Source organism: Methylophaga sp. F-2, assembly GCF_056859315.1.
Map to the genome: position 1 here is coordinate 13,788 of NZ_JBSXOF010000017.1, position 18,073 is coordinate 31,860.

The 18,073-nt window shown below is 43.3% G+C and carries 22 protein-coding genes; 10 read left to right on the top strand and 12 right to left on the bottom strand.

Annotated features, from left to right (window positions below; all coding sequences use genetic code 11):
- Nucleotide 1: 1 nt before the first annotated feature.
- A complete protein-coding gene (locus tag AC13DA_RS06310; RefSeq protein ID WP_284452177.1) occupies nucleotides 2–838 on the bottom strand; it encodes a peptidoglycan DD-metalloendopeptidase family protein in 837 nt (278 codons plus the stop codon).
- Nucleotides 828–2,336 carry an exodeoxyribonuclease VII large subunit gene (xseA, locus tag AC13DA_RS06315; RefSeq protein WP_284452176.1) on the bottom strand — a complete coding sequence of 503 codons (1,509 nt, stop codon included), beginning with the start codon at nucleotides 2,334–2,336 and terminating at the stop codon, nucleotides 828–830. Before xseA ends, AC13DA_RS06310 begins: the two co-directional genes overlap by 11 nt.
- 63 nt (nucleotides 2,337–2,399) lie before the next feature.
- Between xseA and guaB the strand changes: the two genes are divergently transcribed.
- From guaB to AC13DA_RS06365, 10 genes are all read left to right on the top strand, one after another.
- Nucleotides 2,400–3,863 (top strand): IMP dehydrogenase, encoded by a 1,464-nt coding sequence (guaB, locus tag AC13DA_RS06320; protein ID WP_284452175.1) that lies wholly within the window; start codon nucleotides 2,400–2,402, stop codon nucleotides 3,861–3,863.
- A 60-nt stretch (nucleotides 3,864–3,923) separates the two neighbouring features.
- A complete protein-coding gene (gene guaA / locus AC13DA_RS06325; RefSeq protein ID WP_284452174.1) occupies nucleotides 3,924–5,501 on the top strand; it encodes a glutamine-hydrolyzing GMP synthase in 1,578 nt (525 codons plus the stop codon).
- Nucleotides 5,492–5,767 (top strand): acylphosphatase, encoded by a 276-nt coding sequence (locus AC13DA_RS06330; RefSeq protein WP_284452173.1) that lies wholly within the window; start codon nucleotides 5,492–5,494, stop codon nucleotides 5,765–5,767. Before guaA ends, AC13DA_RS06330 begins: the two co-directional genes overlap by 10 nt.
- A 104-nt stretch (nucleotides 5,768–5,871) precedes the next feature.
- Nucleotides 5,872–6,303 carry a DUF6524 family protein gene (locus AC13DA_RS06335; protein ID WP_007146919.1) on the top strand — a complete coding sequence of 144 codons (432 nt, stop codon included), beginning with the start codon at nucleotides 5,872–5,874 and terminating at the stop codon, nucleotides 6,301–6,303.
- 33 nt (nucleotides 6,304–6,336) lie between these two features.
- Nucleotides 6,337–7,653 carry an MFS transporter gene (locus tag AC13DA_RS06340; protein WP_284452172.1) on the top strand — a complete coding sequence of 439 codons (1,317 nt, stop codon included), beginning with the start codon at nucleotides 6,337–6,339 and terminating at the stop codon, nucleotides 7,651–7,653.
- Nucleotides 7,654–7,774: 121 nt separating this feature from the next.
- On the top strand, nucleotides 7,775–8,083 hold the full coding sequence (locus AC13DA_RS06345) for a DUF3144 domain-containing protein (protein WP_007146921.1): 309 nt from the start codon (nucleotides 7,775–7,777) through the stop codon (nucleotides 8,081–8,083).
- A 349-nt stretch (nucleotides 8,084–8,432) separates the two neighbouring features.
- Entirely contained in the window at nucleotides 8,433–8,582 is a 150-nt protein-coding gene (locus tag AC13DA_RS06350) for a hypothetical protein (RefSeq protein ID WP_284452171.1), read from the top strand.
- A 12-nt stretch (nucleotides 8,583–8,594) separates the two neighbouring features.
- A complete protein-coding gene (locus AC13DA_RS06355; protein WP_284452170.1) occupies nucleotides 8,595–8,819 on the top strand; it encodes a hypothetical protein in 225 nt (74 codons plus the stop codon).
- A gap of 258 nt (nucleotides 8,820–9,077) precedes the next feature.
- Nucleotides 9,078–9,473 (top strand): phosphate-starvation-inducible protein PsiE, encoded by a 396-nt coding sequence (locus AC13DA_RS06360; RefSeq protein ID WP_273178708.1) that lies wholly within the window; start codon nucleotides 9,078–9,080, stop codon nucleotides 9,471–9,473.
- A 168-nt stretch (nucleotides 9,474–9,641) separates the two neighbouring features.
- A complete protein-coding gene (locus tag AC13DA_RS06365; RefSeq protein WP_284452169.1) occupies nucleotides 9,642–10,520 on the top strand; it encodes an SdiA-regulated domain-containing protein in 879 nt (292 codons plus the stop codon).
- 43 nt (nucleotides 10,521–10,563) lie between these two features.
- Here AC13DA_RS06365 and gnd read toward each other — a convergent pair whose 3' ends face one another.
- From gnd to ylqF, 10 genes are all read right to left on the bottom strand, one after another.
- On the bottom strand, nucleotides 10,564–12,030 hold the full coding sequence (gnd, locus tag AC13DA_RS06370; protein ID WP_284452168.1) for a decarboxylating NADP(+)-dependent phosphogluconate dehydrogenase: 1,467 nt from the start codon (nucleotides 12,028–12,030) through the stop codon (nucleotides 10,564–10,566).
- Nucleotides 12,027–12,986, bottom strand: a complete 960-nt coding sequence (locus tag AC13DA_RS06375) for a nucleotidyltransferase domain-containing protein (protein WP_284452167.1) — start codon at nucleotides 12,984–12,986, stop codon at nucleotides 12,027–12,029. Before AC13DA_RS06375 ends, gnd begins: the two co-directional genes overlap by 4 nt.
- Nucleotides 12,987–13,027: 41 nt before the next feature.
- A complete protein-coding gene (locus tag AC13DA_RS06380) occupies nucleotides 13,028–13,747 on the bottom strand; it encodes a PepSY-associated TM helix domain-containing protein (RefSeq protein ID WP_284452166.1) in 720 nt (239 codons plus the stop codon).
- A 3-nt stretch (nucleotides 13,748–13,750) separates the two neighbouring features.
- Nucleotides 13,751–14,281 carry an FMN-binding protein gene (locus AC13DA_RS06385; RefSeq protein ID WP_284452165.1) on the bottom strand — a complete coding sequence of 177 codons (531 nt, stop codon included), beginning with the start codon at nucleotides 14,279–14,281 and terminating at the stop codon, nucleotides 13,751–13,753.
- A gap of 37 nt (nucleotides 14,282–14,318) precedes the next feature.
- The gene (locus AC13DA_RS06390; RefSeq protein ID WP_273178698.1) at nucleotides 14,319–15,581 is read right to left on the bottom strand and encodes a porin; all 1,263 of its coding nucleotides are present in this window, start codon (nucleotides 15,579–15,581) and stop codon (nucleotides 14,319–14,321) included.
- 124 nt (nucleotides 15,582–15,705) lie between these two features.
- A complete protein-coding gene (locus AC13DA_RS06395) occupies nucleotides 15,706–15,921 on the bottom strand; it encodes a hypothetical protein (RefSeq protein ID WP_284452164.1) in 216 nt (71 codons plus the stop codon).
- Between the two features lie 21 nt (nucleotides 15,922–15,942).
- Nucleotides 15,943–16,197: a hypothetical protein gene (locus AC13DA_RS06400; RefSeq protein WP_007146932.1), complete on the bottom strand. Its 255-nt coding sequence runs from the start codon at nucleotides 16,195–16,197 to the stop codon at nucleotides 15,943–15,945.
- Entirely contained in the window at nucleotides 16,194–16,382 is a 189-nt protein-coding gene (locus AC13DA_RS06405) for a hypothetical protein (RefSeq protein ID WP_284452163.1), read from the bottom strand. Before AC13DA_RS06405 ends, AC13DA_RS06400 begins: the two co-directional genes overlap by 4 nt.
- Nucleotides 16,383–16,482: 100 nt before the next feature.
- Complete coding sequence (locus AC13DA_RS06410) at nucleotides 16,483–17,004, bottom strand: Slp family lipoprotein (protein ID WP_284452162.1); 522 nt, start codon at nucleotides 17,002–17,004, stop codon at nucleotides 16,483–16,485.
- A 51-nt stretch (nucleotides 17,005–17,055) separates the two neighbouring features.
- Nucleotides 17,056–17,973, bottom strand: coding sequence for a ribosome biogenesis GTPase YlqF (gene ylqF, locus AC13DA_RS06415; RefSeq protein WP_284452161.1), 918 nt, complete (start codon nucleotides 17,971–17,973; stop codon nucleotides 17,056–17,058).
- Nucleotides 17,974–18,073: the final 100 nt, after the last annotated feature.

Consider the following 18,073-nt stretch of genomic DNA (forward strand, 5'->3'; position numbering starts at 1 on the left):
GTTAATTTTTTAATTCAGACTCCGGAGGGAAAAATAAGCGTGGCTCAACACGTTCGTTATTGAGGCTAACACCAAGATGCAAGTGAGGCCCTGTTACCCGGCCAGTGGCACCTACGGCACCGATAATATCGCCCTGTTTAACTGTCTCACCATCTTGCACATCAATACGGCTCAAGTGACAAAACATAGTGATCAACCCTTGGCCGTGATCAATAAATACCGTATTACCATTAAAAAAGTAATTGCCCGTTCCTCTGACAATTCCCGCAGCAGGCGCATGAATTGGTGTTCCGGTTTTAGCAGCGATATCCATTCCACTGTGCGGATTTCTGGGTTCACCATTAAAGACTCGGCGACGACCAAATAAGCCACTTACCCGGCCTTTTATTGGCCAGACAAAGTTGACAGGTTCATTATTGGTCTCAGTCCAGGCAGTTAACGCCTCTTGAATACGGCTGGATTCCTGGTTAATCCGCTTCATATCTAAAGGATTCGGATTTACTTTGCGCTCATCCTTCACCGTAATGTATTGCGTCGGATACTGTTTATCCTTAATCGAAAATAACTGAGTACTTTTCTCTTCGCCACGCTTGACTACAATTCGTAAAGTACCTGCTTTGGCCGATAATGGAATGCCAACTACGGCTTGCCAAAGTCCATCCGCTTTCACGACCATGACCGGCTTATCTTCAAAATACACATCGGGCTTTGTTTGGTGGCTATTCCCTACAGATAAAATCATTACTCCGCCCGGCACGGCAGATTGTTCGGGTAATTTAGCCAAAACGTCCGAGCAGATTAATAATAAAACTGAAAATAACCATGCTCTACTTTTCATCAACTTTCTTCACCTCACAACTCAGTTGGCCTTGGTGTAAACGTATTAACACCTCATCACCGGTGCTGACGGCTGTCGCCGTTGTAATGACTTCGCCGGAATCGCGCTTGCTCGTAATGCTATATCCACGATCCAATGTATTTAATGGACTAACAGCGGCCAATGTTCGCATCTGCTGTGCCAGAAACTGTTTTGCTTGCTGAAGTTGTTGCAGGATCAATCGTTGATTCTGTTTCGCCAACGTTTGCACCAACTTCTGTTGTTCATCTATCCGTGGCAGTGGCACTTGTCTCTGCAATCTGAATTGCAAAGACTGAAATTGCTGGTAGACGCTTTTTTGTTGTGTTCTGAAGGCAGTCTGTAAACGGTGAGACAAACTGTTGAGTACAGATCGCAGTTTATCAATCTGCGCTTTTGGATGTTTTAATCTGACAGATAAATAATCCAGCTTTTGCTGGTAATTCAGCAATTGGTGATGCCAGGCAGAGTCCAACATACGTTTTTGTTGCGTTAGCCATTGCGTTTGTTGACGTAATATCAAATCTGGTCTGGGCAATGCTCTGTGCAAATGTTGTAAATGACGTTGTTCAGAGGTAAGACGATGACGAATAATATGCGTTAATTGCTGCTGATAGCGCTGAAAATTCAACACATATTGTTGCACATCCGGCACGGCTAACTCTGCGGCAGCTGATGGTGTTGGTGCTCTGACATCAGCGACAAAGTCACAAATCGTAAAATCAATCTCATGTCCAACAGCAGAAATAATCGGCAACTCACAAGCAAAAATGGCCCTTGCTAACTTCTCATCATTAAAACTCCAGAGATCTTCCAGTGAGCCACCGCCTCGGCCGATAATAATGACATCACAATCACGTCGCTGATCCGCGAGTTTAACAGCGGCAATTAATTGTCCTGCTGAATTTTCGCCTTGAACGGCGACAGGATATAACACCACATCAACGGCTGGAAAACGGCGTTTCAGCACACTGACAATATCATGCACAGCAGCACCGTCTGGCGATGAAATAATGCCTATGGATTTAGGTAATATTGGTAATGTTTTTTTGTGCGCCTGATCAAACAGACCTTCTTGACCAAGTCGGTGCTTCAGAGCCTCATATGCTCGCTGTAATGCACCACTTCCCGCCTCTTCCATATGCTCAACAATGAGCTGAAACTCACCACGTCCCTCGTATAAGCTAACCCGCACCCGTAACAAAACCTGCATACCGTTTTCAGGGGTAAAGCGTAATTGGTTATTACGATTCCGGAACATGGCACAACGAACTTGCGCGGCTTCGTCTTTTAAAGTGAAGTAAATGTGTCCTGAGGCGGGCATGGCCAAATTTGATATCTCGCCTTCAACCCAAATCAATGGAAATGAGCCTTCCAGCAGCACACGGGCTTCTCTGACTAAACGTGAAACCGGGTACACATCTTTCACTGCGCGATTTGCTAATGCGCTTGTTTGATTAGATGTAGATTGTACTGCCATAACACTAGATATTCCTGATATAATTGCACGATCATATTACAGGTAATTTCAGGAACGTGCCCGATGAGAATTGCTCAAGAAGCCCTGACGTTTGATGACGTATTACTCCTACCTGCGTACTCAAACGTTCTCCCACGTGATGTCAATTTAACCACCAAGTTAACACGTGACATCACTATTAACATCCCCTTGCTCTCTGCAGCTATGGATACCGTCACCGAAAGTCGTTTAGCTATCGCTATGGCTCAGGAAGGTGGTTTGGGGATTCTGCATAAAAACATGACCATCGAACAACAGGCTAATGAAGTCCGTAAGGTCAAAAAATTTGAAAGCGGTGTTGTTCGTGATCCCATCACTGTGTCACCAAACACCACCATTGGTGAAGTGGTTGAACTGACCCGTTCACACAATATCTCTGGTGTACCTGTTGTTGATGGTGATGATCTGGTTGGTATTGTTACAAGTCGTGATCTACGTTTTGAAACGCATTACGACAACCCTGTTTCTGAAATCATGACCAAAAAAGACAAACTGGTCACCGTAAAAGAAGACGCTTCGCGTGAAGAAGTATTAAGTCTTTTACATACCAATCGTATCGAGAAAGTGCTGGTTACCGATGATAACTTCCATCTGACTGGCATGATTACTGTCAAAGATATTCAAAAACAAACAGATAACCCACTGGCCTCTAAAGATGATCAGGAGCGTTTACGTGTAGGTGCTGCTGTCGGTATTGGTGCGGAAAGTAATACACGCGTTGAAGCCCTAGCGGCGGCTGGTGTTGATGTTATCGTTGTCGATACCGCTCACGGCCATTCACAAGGTGTTCTGGATCAGGTCAAATGGGTAAAACAAAATTTCCCTCAGGTTCAGGTCATTGGTGGCAACATTGCTACTGCTGAAGCGGCTTTGGCCTTAGTTGAAGCGGGTGCCGATGCAGTTAAAGTCGGTATTGGTCCTGGCTCAATTTGTACAACACGTATTGTTGCAGGTGTCGGCGTTCCTCAAATCAGCGCCATCAGCAATGTAGCAAAAGCGTTAGAAGGTACAGGTATACCCGTTATCGCTGACGGTGGTATTCGTTTCTCAGGTGATATCGCAAAAGCACTGGTTGCTGGTGCACACACCATCATGATCGGCGGTATGTTTGCCGGTACTGAAGAAGCGCCAGGCGAAGTCGAACTTTATCAAGGTCGTTCATACAAGTCCTACCGCGGTATGGGTTCGATGGGCGCGATGCAGCAAAAACAAGGTTCAAGTGATCGTTACTTCCAGGAATCCAGCGAAGCAGACAAACTGGTTCCAGAAGGTATTGAAGGCCGCGTACCATTCAAAGGCAGCCTGAGCGCCGTAATTCATCAGCTTATCGGTGGCATCCGTGCCAGCATGGGTTACACCGGTTCAGCAACGATTGAAGATATGCGTACCAAACCGCAATTCGTTAAAGTCACTTCTGCCGGAATGAGTGAAAGTCATGTTCATGACGTCACCATCATCAAAGAAGCACCGAACTACCGCGTTAACTAAACCATTCACAACTGCCCCTTTCTGGGGCAGTTGTTATTTAACAGAGTTGAAGATACCTCAATGACCAGCAATATTCACGACCATCGTATTCTTATCCTTGATTTTGGCTCGCAGTACACGCAATTAATCGCGCGTCGTATTCGTGAAGCCGGCGTGTATTGTGAACTTCGTAACCCGGAAATAACCGAAGCCGAGATTCGTGAATTCAATCCTAAAGGCATTATTCTGTCGGGTGGCCCGGACTCAACCATTGGCGAAGCCGCGCCAAGTGCCCCACAAATTGTCTTTGAAATGGGACTGCCGGTATTCGGCATTTGTTATGGCATGCAAACAATGGCCGCCCAACTTGGTGGCGCTGTAGAGTCATCGAATCATCGTGAATTCGGTTATGCACAAATTCGTGCACGTGGTCACTCAGAATTATTACGTGATATCGAAGATCACACCACAGCAGAAGGCTGGGGTATGTTGGATGTCTGGATGAGTCATGGTGATCGCGTTTCTGAATTACCTGAAGGTTTTAAAGTTATCGCCAGCACCGATAGCGCACCTATCGCCGGTATGGCCGATGAAGATCGTCGCTTTTATGGTGTTCAATTCCATCCGGAAGTCACTCATACCACACAAGGTCAACGCATGATTGAGCGTTTCCTTGTCGATATCTGTGGCTGCGAATGTTTATGGACATCCGCCAATATTATCGAAGACAGTATCACGGCTATTCGTGAACAGGTCGGTGATGATGACGTGTTATTAGGCTTATCTGGCGGCGTTGACTCATCGGTTGTTGCTGCTTTGCTGCATAAAGCGATTGGCGACCAGTTAACCTGCGTATTTGTGGATAACGGTCTGCTTCGTGAAAACGAAGGTGATCAAGTGATGGCCATGTTTGCAAAACACATGGGCATTCGTGTCATTCGTGTCGATGCTGAAGACCGCTTCCTGAAAGAATTAGCCGGCGAAGCGGATCCTGAGAAAAAACGTAAAATCATCGGCCGTGTCTTTGTTGAAGTCTTTGATGAAGAATCAGCCAAACTGAAAAATGTGAAATGGCTGGCTCAAGGCACCATCTACCCTGACGTTATCGAGTCAGCAGCAGCAAAAACCGGCAAAGCCCATGTTATTAAAACGCATCATAACGTCGGTGGCCTGCCTGAACATATGAAACTCAAACTGGTTGAACCCTTACGTGAGTTGTTCAAAGATGAAGTACGTAAACTGGGTGTGGAACTTGGTCTGCCTTCAGATATGGTTTACCGTCACCCCTTCCCTGGTCCAGGTCTAGGTGTACGTATTCTTGGTGAAGTGAAAAAAGAATTTGCGGATCTATTACGTAAAGCAGACAACATCTTTATCGAAGAACTACGTAAACATGAGCTCTATGATAAAACCAGTCAGGCGTTTGCTGTATTTCTACCGGTAAAATCTGTTGGGGTTATGGGCGATGGTCGTCGCTATGACTATGTCGTATCACTACGCGCTGTAGAAACGATTGATTTTATGACAGCACGCTGGGCCAATCTGCCTTATGATTTCCTGGATCTGGTTTCACGTCGAATCATCAACGAAACAGCCGGTATTTCTCGTGTTGTTTATGATATCTCAGGCAAACCACCCGCCACGATTGAATGGGAATAAAGCAAAAACATTGTCTAATCAGTGGCCGGGTTCAAGGCGTCAGTTACCGCTACTCGGCCCAGCAACAAGCGCATAAACTTGGTGTAACCGGCTGGGTCAGAAACCTAGCTGATGGCCAGGTAGAATTACTCATTCAAGGTGAAACTCAGCAACTGGAAGATATGCTCAACTGGGCCAATCAAGGCCCGCGGTTTGCTGAGGTCAACTCAATTGAAGTCACAGAACAATCAGCTGACCTGACATTCATTGATTTTGAGATTCGCTGATCTTTACGTTTCACTTTTATATTGCTTAGCTCAGGATTGCTAAACATAAAACAAACGCTATGATGTATTCCCAATCACCAAACGATAAATAAAAAGGAAATCACATGGCTCAACGCTTTAACTTCCAGAGCTTTTTACTTCGTTTTCTATTTGCTTTGCTTTTAGTTTTTGTCAGTTATAACCCAAGCGGCTATAGCTATTATCACTGGGCACAAGACGCTTTCTTTGGTCAGGGTACATTTAAAACACCACCGTTTGCGATGACAACCGTGTTATTGCTGATTGGCTGGACGATTTACCTTAGGGCGACCTTCCGTTCTTTAGGCGGACTTGGCTTGTTACTGGCTTTAGCCTTTTTTGCCATTATCATCTGGTGGCTGGTTGATCTGGGTTTATTAGGTATTAACGATTTCTCGATTCTTAGCTATATCGCCTTATTCCTGATTGCCGCTGTTTTAGCAGTCGGTATGTCTTGGTCACATATTCGTCGTCGTATCTCAGGTCAAATTGATACAGATGACGTCGATGAAGATTAAAACTAACCCTTAAAACAGGAACGCCTCTTAACCGTGTCAAAACAAGAACAAGATTTCACTAAAACGGCTGCACAGCTAGCATGGAATACACTTACCTCTGAGGATGATGGCCGAGCATGCAAAGATATACCAGAACAAGCATGTGATGAGCAGCCCAGAAATTTCTCAACTCATATTATCTCTCTGTCATTAACAAAATCAGCGGATGCCTTTGTTAATCCAAAACTGATTTTGAGTTGGATTCTGACGACGCTAGGTGCACCTGCTTATTTCATCGGTTTATTAGTTCCAATTCGCGAAGCAGGTTCCTTATTACCTCAGTTGTTTATCGCCAATACCATTCGCTCTTTGCCTTTGCGTAAATATGTCTGGGTCTTAGGGAGTTTTATTCAGGGTATGTGTGCAGCAGGCATGGGCATTGCCGTTCTCAGTCTGGAAGGTACCCCGCTCGGTATTACAATTGTGTGTTTATTAGGTCTTTTGGCCCTGTCACGCAGTATGTGTTCAGTCTCTTATAAAGACGTATTGGGTAAAACAGTCAGTAAATCTAAACGTGGCACAGCAACCGGAACGGCTTCTTCTTTGTCAGCCGGACTGGTTATTGCCTATGCCGTACTGATTTCTCTCAACCTCGTTGATAAATTAACGTTGGTCACCATCGGTCTTTTTTTTGCAGCAGGATTTTGGGTCATTGCCAGCGCCTTATTTTCTACATTGGAAGAGCAGAAAGGTGCAACAGAAGGTGGGGGTAGCCTGTTTATTATCGCTAAACAAAATTTTTCTTATCTCTATAAAGACAGGGAGTTAGGACTTTTTATTGTGACACGAGCGTTGCTTATCGCCACAGCATTGGCGCCACCGTTTATGCTGGCATTAAACGCTGAACACTTGAATAACAATATCGGCGGCTTAGGAAGCTTATTACTCGCCTCCTCCCTGGCCAGTCTGGTCAGTGGCTATGTCTGGGGACGTCTTGCTGATATCTCCAGCAGGAAGGTTTTACTCTTGTCAGGTTTCAGCGCTGGTGTGGCCTTGTCACTTACCGTTATTGCAGCCAGTTATCACTTATTAGAAGTTTACTGGGTATTACCGGCCTTATTATTTGCGCTTATGGTCGCTTATGAAGGTGTCCGAATGGGCCGATCAATTCACTTAGTCGATATTGCCGATCAGGATAAACGGGCTATTTATACTGCGCTATCGAATAGCATTATTGGCATTTTTCTATTATTAGGTGGTTTATTCAGTATTGTTTCGCACAGGTATGGTGAACAAGTCGTTTTATTAGTGTTTGCTTTAATGAGTTTTAGCTCAATGATTTCAGCCTATCTAATGGAAGAAGCACAATAAATAGTCATTATCACATGGATATATAGGTTGGATTCCTTAACCGTAATTCCACATATTGTTTATGCTTATAAGTCGTCTTTCTGGCCTTTAGAGCCAACAATAAAATAAAAAGCGAAACCTTATGAGTGAGAGAGATACTGCCTTTTTTGACCGTGCCGATGCGTTTATTCGCATAGCTAATGAACAAATGGAAAAGGGGGCTGCCGCAGGTGAAGTAAGTGCTTCATTTATGTATGGCCTTGCACGCTATACGGCATGGTTCAGTGCTTCAGGTTGGACCCAAAGCAAAGATATGGCAGACGCGAAACAGGAAACTATCGACTTTTTTGTAAAAGAATATCGTCAAATGTTGGAAATGAATATGGATGACTATATTCAAAACTTTGACCAGTATATTCAAGTCTCAGAAGAGCTAAAACAAAAAGGTTAGCTGCAGAATAACCCTCTGCATCAGAACCGGTTTGCGTTGCTGGTAACAAAATTATCGGAAAAACCAGCTGAATTCATATAGCATCTAATCATTAATGATGATTGGATTTGTCTCTATGTCAGCTCGTTTTTTTAAACCCGTTAGCGGGATAATATTTACCTGTCTGCTTCTTGTCTTGAATGGTTGCGCCACCCGATATCTGATGCAATCAGATCGCTATCAAGAGATACCTTCCTCTGAAGCTGGCTCAGCTAAACACGTTGATGCAATCAGTCACTAACCGTCTTTTTCACAAGCAGATGACAGTCGGTCATGTTAGTCTTTAAGCGTGTTTATTACGGAGAAACGTATGTTTATTGACGCTTTAAAGTTGCTTAGTCTTTCTGCATTATTATTTCTGAGTGCGTGTCATCACTACCATCCGCATAAAGTGGTTCCACCAGGCCACGATCCCAATGGTCCGGGTAATAGCGAAAATGCACCAGGTCATAACAAGTAAACAGGAATCAAAATGTTACTTAAATTTCTCGGTATTTTATTAATTGCTGCCGGAACATCGGGGTTAGTCATGGATGATATTCCATTTACTAAAACAACCCATGAAGCGGATCTGGGGGTTATTGAACTTCAGATTGATGAAAAAGATAACTTGCATATTCCAGATTGGCTCGGTGCAAGTAGTATCGGCTTAGGAACACTTCTGCTACTTATTCCAGCAGGAAATCGTCGTCGTTAAACGCTTATCAATAACGCTTCATGGTCTTGTGTCTGAAGCGTTATTGATTACTCCCCACGCTCTTCTTCGTTTTTTACTTGTCTCTCAGTCCCAAGCTTAAACAAATTTACGGAAAGTCAGACAAACATTCTCCCTATTAGCACTGCTAGTATTTAACCGCTACACAATTTTGGATCTCTGCTTCTTAAACAACTTGCAAAAGCATGTTTAAAAAACAGTCATTCTTGTGTGGTGTGTTTTTTTAATGGAGAAAAAACAATGCAGCACCCAATTAAAAATTCGGTAAGCCGATCTCTTCTTTTCGCTCAGGACATAGGATTGATATTAGTTGCCATAGCGACGATGGTAGCTATCGGCATCGAAGTGAAAGTAATGATTGATAACAGCTATGTGTCATTGACAGATTTGCTGTTGATGTTCATCTACCTGGAAGTACTGACCATGGTTGCCGTTTATTATGAGTCAGGCGAGTTGCCAATAAAAATACCGTTATATATTGCGATTGTTGCCTTAGCGCGTTATTTGATTCTGGACATGAAAAACATCGATACGTGGCGCATTCTAGGAATAGCCTCATCGATTTTCTTGCTTGGCGCATCGATTATCGTTATCTACTACTGCAAAAAACTGATGCAGGAGAAGGTTGAAAGCTGATCATAAATAACGCGATGAGCAGCTTGTTTGGCGGAACTGGTAACAGTTCCGCTTTTTTTTTTAACCCCGGTTATCTCTACAATAAATTCATTTCCCAGCTTCTTTTCAGCTTTGATTAAGCTTCTCTGCATAGTCTAACCTGTGTCTGTAGTGTCATCTGGGGAAAACATGCAAAATCTAAAATACATTTTGAGTCACTGGTTAACCATTACCGTGTTATGTTCCAGTATCGTATTATTGCTTAGTCATACCCATACTGAAGCAGAAATAAAGAATGTGCCTGAATGGGATATCAACTTTCATTACGATGTTGGCAAACCCATCAAAATTTCAGGTATTGAAGACAACTTGTCAGGGCTGACCTATCACCCCGAAAGCGATCATCTATTCGCCGTACTCAATCACCCTACCCAGCTTATCGAAATGACCAAACAAGGTGATATTGTTCGACGTATTCATCTTGATGGTTTTGTTGATACAGAAAGTGTGGATTATCTTGGAAAAAACACCTTTGTTGTCTCAGAAGAACGAAGACAGCAACTGGTGTTCTTTTCCATCAATGATGCGACAACAAAAGTCAGTTATGACAAGAGTGAACGCTTACCCATGAATTGGGCAGAACACAGCAATAGGGGTATGGAGGGCGTGGCATGGTCCGCTCAATATGGCTTTTTTGTCTTGCAGGAAGAGCCACCTAGAATTTTGAATCATGTCTTACACCATACTGAGACGAGTATTGATGTCGAAAAACTTAACCACTCATTACCCGATCATGTTGATGATTTGGCTGGCATCAGCCTATTTTACGCAGAACAACAACCTTTTCTTCTTGTGTTAAGCGAAGCATCCAATGCACTGCATATGATCAATTTAAGCGGGGACAAAGTCGCCAGTCTGTCATTAAAAACTGGCCCATTTAATTTTTGGCCGATTATGAAACAACCTGAAGGGGTAGCGGTTGATAACGATGGTCATATTTATATTGTCGGAGAGCCAAATCAGCTGCTCAAATTAAACCGAAAAACAACACTTAAACAATCATTCTGACAGGCATAAAAAAAGCGGTCCGATGACCGCTTTTTTTATTGGTTTAAACGTCATAAGTGGACGCTGAAACATCACCACCTTGCCCTGTCCAGTTCGTATGAAAAAACTCACCCCGAGGTTTATCAATACGCTCATAAGTATGCGCACCAAAATAATCCCGTTGTGCCTGTAATAAATTAGCAGGTAAGCGTTCACTTCTGTAACCATCATAGAAGGAAAGCGCGCTGCTGAATGTTGGTACAGGAACGCCAAGACTAACCGCTGTCGCTACAGCCTTACGCCAGCCCGGCAACGATTCTGTGATAGCGTCGATAAAAAAGTCGTCCAGTAACAGATTATGCAGATCAGGATTGAGATCAAAGGCATCACGAATTTTGCCCAAAAACTGACTTCGAATAATACAGCCACCACGCCACATTAAAGCGATACCACCATAATTCAGCTCCCAGCCATAAATCTTAGCTGCTTCACGCATCAGCATATAACCTTGCGCGTAGGAGATAATTTTTGATGCATATAAAGCATCACGAATCGCGTTGACCATTTCCCCTTTATCACCTTCAAACGATGAGGTAATAGCAGGTAACGCTTTTGAAGCTTTTACCCGTTCATCTTTTAACGATGATAAACATCTTGAGAACACGGCCTCACCAATCAGGGTTAATGGTATACCCAAATCAAGTGCATTCATGCCTGTCCATTTACCCGTGCCTTTCTGTCCGGCAGTATCGAGAATGTGATCGACCAGCAACTCACCATTCTCATCACGTTTGGCCAGAATATCGCGGGTAATTTCAATCAAATATGAGTCAAGCACACCTTCATTCCACTCAGCAAAAACCTGGTGAATCTCATCACCACTCATGCCAAGCCCTTCCCTCATCATCTGATACGCTTCGCATATAAGCTGCATATCACCATACTCAATGCCGTTATGTACCATTTTGACGTAATGTCCAGCACCATCATTACCGACCCAGTCACAACACGGCTCACCATCAACCTGTGCAGCGATAGCCTGAAAAATAGGTTTAATTGCTGACCAGCCTGCATGATTCCCACCCGGCATTAACGAAGGACCATGGCGAGCGCCTTCTTCCCCTCCGGAAACACCACTGCCGATAAATAAAATCCCTTTCTGACGTAATTCTTGTGTTCTTCTATCACTATCATTAAATAAGGAGTTACCACCATCAATGATGATGTCGCCTTTCTCGAGGTATGGCACCAACTGCTCAATGAAAGTATCCACCACGGGACCGGCTTTAACCATTAACATGACCCGCCGCGGTAATTTCAGGCTGTTCACAAAACTTTTCAGATCATGAAATCCAATGATATTGGTATCTTTCGCTGGTCCATTAATAAAGTCATCGACTTTACTCGTTGTGCGGTTAAATACCGATACTTTGAAGCCCTTGTCATTCATATTTAAAACAAGGTTCTGCCCCATCACGGCAAGTCCAACAACACCAATATCTGCTACTGCAGGATTATCTACTTCTCTCATAAGTCTCTACACACCTTTATATATTCACCAATAGCTTCACGGGTTGATCCAACAACTAAACGACGTTGTCCTGATGCCGAATCACACTCTACCGCTCCTGCTACCTCAATGGTCTCTCCCGCTTGTGCCTGACCAACATAGGTATGGGTAAATGAAATGACTTCCGGCGTCATTTCATTATCAATAAGATAGCGGGCGGGAAAATCAAATGCTTGCTGATCATCAATCACCACTGCTTTTAAGGTAGAAATTCCTTGCTTAATATAGTGGTGATGATCAACGACTAACTCTTCCGGCAAACTGACCATACCAATATCAAATTTGGTACCATCAATCGCCGCCTTGTTATATTTACGGGCTTCATGCCAGGCAAACTCTTCAAAATTAAGTTCACCACCGCGTCGTTGGAAATTATCTTTCATGAGTGACAGGTCAAGCGCCGTGAGTTGCTGATCAGCAACAGCTTGTTTAACTGCCTCACGGGTTTGACGAAAAGCCTCGCGCCCATATACCACCAAATCAATATCCGAACCTTTCTTTTGCTGACCAATCAACATTGATCCTGTCAATCCTAGAGAAGCCGTATTCACACCATATTTGGTGAGGATAGCGATTAAACGGTGGCATTTTTCTTCAATTTCATCATTTGGAGAACGAGCAAGAACAGACATTAGATGTTGCTCTGGTTGATGATGAACCTCAACATCCTCGGGTTTTACCGCATGAAACTCAGCATCAAACTGCAGTGATTTAAAAAGATATTTAGGATAATGACGGGCTAATAAACGATTGGCCTGCTCAGTATCAATTTTCTGCCATTGACCTTGATTTTCGATATAACGTAGAAAACAACCAATTTTTTGTTGATGGGGATGATAACTGACCACAGCAAAGATAAGACCTTCAGCCGTCTGAATAAAGTCTTTTGGCAAATACGGGAAATCTGCCTGTCTCATCGTGTATTACGCTCCTTTGTTAAAGGCATCATGACAAGAAATTACCCCAGTCGTCTACCCCACATCCATAATCCAGATAAAGATAAGAAAATAATCAAAACACTCAGTGCATCAATCAACCAAATTCCTATTGGACCGAGAATATGGCCATTATGTATATCAAGAAGAAGTTGCTGAATACTGATACCTTTACCATAAAAAAACTGTTTCAGCTCTGTATTTACCGACTGTGGCAAAGGATGCGGCATACTCCATGAGACGCCTTGTAATGAAATCGGTTCCCATTTATCCAACATAAAATTACTGCGCCACATTGATTGGCGGGTCTGTAAAACCGGCTCACCATGATAAAGACCAATATTTTGGATAGGCGCAGGGATACCGGCTTCTGCCCCCATTTTTTCAATAAATTCACCCTCGCGGGTTAATAGAATTAAGCCATCATCCGTGGTTAGAACAATAATGTCTTCAAGGGCGATCCCGCCTAATAAGGGGCGCTCAATATGTATTAACGGCGTTGCATCAAGAAAAAGTTGATTGCCAAATTGAGAAAAAATTTTGTTATCAATCAAAAATGCAGCGTCGGGCTTAACCTCCCCTATACCGTACTGAGACATAAGCCAGTCCCAACTGACATAACGCTTATCAAGTTTAAGCTGGATGGAGTGGTTGAGCGCTATTCCGGTAATAGCAAACATTAATAAAAAACTGGCTAAGATGGCGCCGATAACACGATGAAAACTGCGCAATTTGCGGTTCATGGATCAACTCTGGCTAATAGATGAATCCAGATATAATGCCAGCCTAACGACATTCGTCATAGCCCTGACGGATAATGTTGCGCCAGTAATGCCATCAATATGTTTGTCTAACCGATTATCCACCAATCCAACATTCTGAAATTGCTGTGTGAATGCCGGGTATTTCACTTCTCCCCCCCGACTCTCACGATAAGCCAGTACTTTGACCTGTTCGACGCGGTCGCCATTGATAACCACACCAAAAGTAATTGGCTCCTCTTTACCGATTTCCTCAAGTATCCAGGCGCTGCGTTGCCCCACTCGCCAATAACGAATTCGAAGACCGGCATAGGGATGACCAAGAATATCCGCAACCGTCTGTCGGACATTACCTTTCATCCAGACAACATCACTTTGCGGAACCGTACCGTTAAACACTTCAGCTAAGAAAGCATCATTGGTTTGGTAAATACCACGAGCATGAGATGTCGTCGTGGTGAGCAGTAAGATTAAACATAACAAAGCTAATTTGAAACCAGAAATGACATTATTCATCTTAATAACCACTCACCACGCCTATATTACTCATCGATTAAAACTGATAACCCACACCAACATTGAAGCCATCAAATTCATCATCTTCATTTTCAGCATCCTGATCCTGATAATCAAATTTGACGACAACTTGTGGGTCTAACCACCAGTTCACACCTAAGTCCCATGAGCGCACTTCTGAATCAACAGAGCTACCCGCCTGGTTATCCCATAAGCTATAACGAGTGAAGATTCCAATCGCATCAGTCAATTTATAAGAAGGTTCCAGATACCAGCCCATTTGCTTATCTGCACCGACTGATTTTGGTCCATCACCTTCTAAATGCCATGATGCATATAAAGCACGGAAACCAAAGTTGCCTTGCTGAATAGCGGTATGGGCTTCCCATAGCACTGCACTACCCGCATCATGGTCATTACCTTGAGTTATATCTTCCTGATATTGCAATGATGTAGCGACTTCAACACCTGGAATTGCGGTCCATTTGAGTCGCCCAGTGTAAGCAAAGTCACTGGCATCGGCTTCAGAGACTTTTTGACGACCACTACGAACTGAGTAATCGTTGCTGGCTGAAGTATTTAAACCAGAGGTCATCGCGGCATCATAAGAAAAACCAGGTGCCAGTTCTCCACTAAACATCACACCACCTTCCCACCAGGTCGTAGGAATAATGTTTTTCTCAACATTATTACGTTCTACCCCATAAAAGGTATTAGGCTCGTGGGTTTCGTTCAATAAACCAACCGGCACCAGGAATAAACCCGCATTAACACGATGTTTGTCATTAATATCGTATTGGATATAAGCCTGTTCCAGCTCAACCTCGCCATTTTGACCATCACCGGAAATAGAGTGTTCTAACTCCAACTCTGAAAAGAGTCGAAGTCGGTCATTGAACTCATGGTTAAAAAATAAGACAAAGCGATGAAAGTCAATTTCATCCTTATCAGCACCACTACCTTGATTTTGTAGATTGTTGTAGTGCAGTTCTCCGTAACCACCGATAGACGTTTTGCTTTCCTGAGCGGCAGAGGCTTTTACTGCTTCTTCTGTTGCCACAGCTAATGCCTCAGCGGTTTCATTTGCCTGTTCGGCTTTAGCTTGTGTGGCAACGACTTGTTGTTTCAGTGTTTGATTTTCTGTTTTCAGTTGTTCGTTCTGTTGCTTAACTTCGTTCAACTGTTGCTTCATTTCTTGCAGAAGCTGCCAGATTTCTTCATTCGTGGGCGAAGCTGCCTGAGCTGAAGACATGGCGACCATCAATGTACTCGCCAGCAGTGTTTTCTTGAATTTGTACATGCTCTCTCATCCTGTTTTCAATAGTAAAAACAAGAGAAAGTATACCTATATTGCGAATCACTATCACTTAGTTTTAGGAATATTTCATATAATTAACGGGAAATAATCATACCTACAACCAGGATCACATCATGACACGGAGACTAGGCTGAGCATATACTGCATTAAATTCGAATAAACCTTTACTCATGTCTTGGGCAAATTGAGTGAAGTGATGCTCACTCATTCTCACAGTAATCGATCCCATTGTGAGATGAATCATTTTACAATCAGGGCAATGTTGAATATCCACAGTATTAGATTCATAAATTGTTTCTGGTTTACATGCTCTACTCGCCATGTGGGCTCCATTAAATAAAGATTAGGAAAAGGAAAATGCTGTGCGTTGTTTGAGGTTTCGATGCCGGCAGTAAACATCCCACCAACCTCTCGCGTACGACTGCCATAATGTTTTGATAGAAACACGGTCGTCTTGGGTGAGTAATAAGCGATAGTTGCGACTTATCTGTAGTGCCAAACAAGCTGATGGGCTAACTTGATAATACGCCACTAACTCTTTGATGGATGCCAGCAAACAATCACGCTGCCAGTCAGGTCGACTCAGTGGCATATTCATGATTTTAACTTCCTTGCTGCTGCAGAAAGCAGCATATTCCAGACCGTTTTTTTAGAACTTTTATTCAGACAGTTAAAGTCAGCCGCGTGCAGCTTACCTTCGTGAATTAAGGTCTCTAGCGTATTTACATCAAATGCCAGATGAATACTATGTCTTCCATGTGTATTAAATTGTGCTGTTTTCATAACTCACCTCGTCCTGACAATGTGGAGATGAGTATAAATTCATTTAAATCTAAATGCAAATCATTCTTATTTAAACAATGTAAAGTTTCGGTAAAAGTCTTTAAGGAGAATAAGACCCTGTACCGTAGTAACCGTAGCCTACAAAGGGCCAGTCATGTTTAGGGTTGTATGGCAGACCTGAAACAGGATTATTTGCCGGCCAACGCTGTTCTTTGCTCTGCTGAATAACCGGTAAGGTAAGCTGCTTTTGATCTACAGTGATATTTTTCTGATCGACAACCTGCCCTAGTACTGTAATAAAACTATCTGTTTTATAAACTTCAGGATCGAGAAAGTCAGCACTACGAATAAAAAAACGACCTTCACTGTCACTACTTTCGTCTGGTCGGCCAACTCGGTTGAGCGGGAACTGAACGACCAAAATTTCTGATTGCTGCTCGCTATTTTCAACAGCAATAATTTTACCGCCCCATCGAACTGTTTTACCTTGATATAAATTAATATTGTCTGCTACCTGCTTAAGTGACAAGTCCCCTTCCGCAGGCGGTTGGATTTTGGGAGACATATAACTGCATGCTGTTAGCACAGCCAAAGCTAATATGAGTATGCTGAAACGAATCATTGGCAAACCTCCTGTCATATACCTTAGTAGTTAATGAGTTTATATAAGTCGTTATTTGTTTTTTCTATTCTTTTTTCGCTCAGCCTTTTTTGCTGCTTTTTCTTCTCGGACAATCAAAACCTGTTGCCATTCTGCTTCTATCATTTGAGGTGTCTCCCAGGTGATCCTTCCCAGCATGCCTGCTCTGCTCTCAGTCAGAATGATCTTAGCAGTACGATCCAAATCTACCTTACCACCAGACCTCAGACAGCCCCGTTTGATTCCAATAGCTTCCATATTCTCCAGCGGATATTCAGTTAAAGTATCCAGACCGAAGCGTTGTTTTAACTGTTCCGGATAGGCCTGCATCAAATACTCGATGGCATATAAGGCAATATCATCATTATCAATTGCTGTTTCTTTGATTGCGCCAGTCACGGCTAGACGATAACCACCATGAGGGTTTTCAAGATTTGGCCATAACACGCCAGGGGTATCATGCAAGACAACACCTTGTTCTAGTCTGATGCGTTGTTGCATTTTGGTAATTGCCGGTTCATTACCTGTTTTGGCTATTTGGCGACCGGCAAGACTGTTAATCAATGTGGACTTTCCAACATTCGGAATGCCCATAATCATCGTGTTAATCGGTCTTCCCGCTTCTGCTTTGGCAGGTACCATTTTTCTACACAGTGTCAGTAAATCAGCGATACCTTCCTGTTGCTGAGCCACCATAGTCAGCGTTTTCGTATGATTTTCCTGCTCAAAATACTGCTGCCAACGCTCTGTGATTGTTACATCAGCCAGATCATATTTATTCAGCAACTTGATACAAGGTTTGTCTTTGCGAATCTCTGCCAGCATAGGATTCTGGCTGCTGAAGGGAATTCGGGCATCCAGCACTTCAATAATCAGATCCACCTGCGGCAAGATCTCTCTCATTTCTTTGCTGGCTTTATGCATATGGCCGGGATACCACTGAATTGCCATTAACGTTCCTTTTTCACTACGATAGATATTGGGTAACATTCTAACGCAAAGCCGTATTAACACCGATTAGCTTTACTCATTGCTAGATGGCAATTGGTTC

Coding starts and splice junctions, on each gene's coding strand:
- AC13DA_RS06310 (WP_284452177.1), bottom strand. CDS start 838: ATGAAAAGTAGAGCATGGTTATTTTCAGTTTTATTATTAATCTGCTCG.
- xseA (WP_284452176.1), bottom strand. CDS start 2,336: ATGGCAGTACAATCTACATCTAATCAAACAAGCGCATTAGCAAATCGC.
- guaB (WP_284452175.1), top strand. CDS start 2,400: ATGAGAATTGCTCAAGAAGCCCTGACGTTTGATGACGTATTACTCCTA.
- guaA (WP_284452174.1), top strand. CDS start 3,924: ATGACCAGCAATATTCACGACCATCGTATTCTTATCCTTGATTTTGGC.
- AC13DA_RS06330 (WP_284452173.1), top strand. CDS start 5,492: ATGGGAATAAAGCAAAAACATTGTCTAATCAGTGGCCGGGTTCAAGGC.
- AC13DA_RS06335 (WP_007146919.1), top strand. CDS start 5,872: ATGGCTCAACGCTTTAACTTCCAGAGCTTTTTACTTCGTTTTCTATTT.
- AC13DA_RS06345 (WP_007146921.1), top strand. CDS start 7,775: ATGAGTGAGAGAGATACTGCCTTTTTTGACCGTGCCGATGCGTTTATT.
- AC13DA_RS06350 (WP_284452171.1), top strand. CDS start 8,433: ATGTTTATTGACGCTTTAAAGTTGCTTAGTCTTTCTGCATTATTATTT.
- AC13DA_RS06355 (WP_284452170.1), top strand. CDS start 8,595: ATGTTACTTAAATTTCTCGGTATTTTATTAATTGCTGCCGGAACATCG.
- AC13DA_RS06360 (WP_273178708.1), top strand. CDS start 9,078: ATGCAGCACCCAATTAAAAATTCGGTAAGCCGATCTCTTCTTTTCGCT.
- AC13DA_RS06365 (WP_284452169.1), top strand. CDS start 9,642: ATGCAAAATCTAAAATACATTTTGAGTCACTGGTTAACCATTACCGTG.
- gnd (WP_284452168.1), bottom strand. CDS start 12,030: ATGAGAGAAGTAGATAATCCTGCAGTAGCAGATATTGGTGTTGTTGGA.
- AC13DA_RS06375 (WP_284452167.1), bottom strand. CDS start 12,986: ATGAGACAGGCAGATTTCCCGTATTTGCCAAAAGACTTTATTCAGACG.
- AC13DA_RS06380 (WP_284452166.1), bottom strand. CDS start 13,747: ATGAACCGCAAATTGCGCAGTTTTCATCGTGTTATCGGCGCCATCTTA.
- AC13DA_RS06385 (WP_284452165.1), bottom strand. CDS start 14,281: ATGAATAATGTCATTTCTGGTTTCAAATTAGCTTTGTTATGTTTAATC.
- AC13DA_RS06390 (WP_273178698.1), bottom strand. CDS start 15,581: ATGTACAAATTCAAGAAAACACTGCTGGCGAGTACATTGATGGTCGCC.
- AC13DA_RS06395 (WP_284452164.1), bottom strand. CDS start 15,921: ATGGCGAGTAGAGCATGTAAACCAGAAACAATTTATGAATCTAATACT.
- AC13DA_RS06400 (WP_007146932.1), bottom strand. CDS start 16,197: ATGAATATGCCACTGAGTCGACCTGACTGGCAGCGTGATTGTTTGCTG.
- AC13DA_RS06405 (WP_284452163.1), bottom strand. CDS start 16,382: ATGAAAACAGCACAATTTAATACACATGGAAGACATAGTATTCATCTG.
- AC13DA_RS06410 (WP_284452162.1), bottom strand. CDS start 17,004: ATGATTCGTTTCAGCATACTCATATTAGCTTTGGCTGTGCTAACAGCA.
- ylqF (WP_284452161.1), bottom strand. CDS start 17,973: ATGGCAATTCAGTGGTATCCCGGCCATATGCATAAAGCCAGCAAAGAA.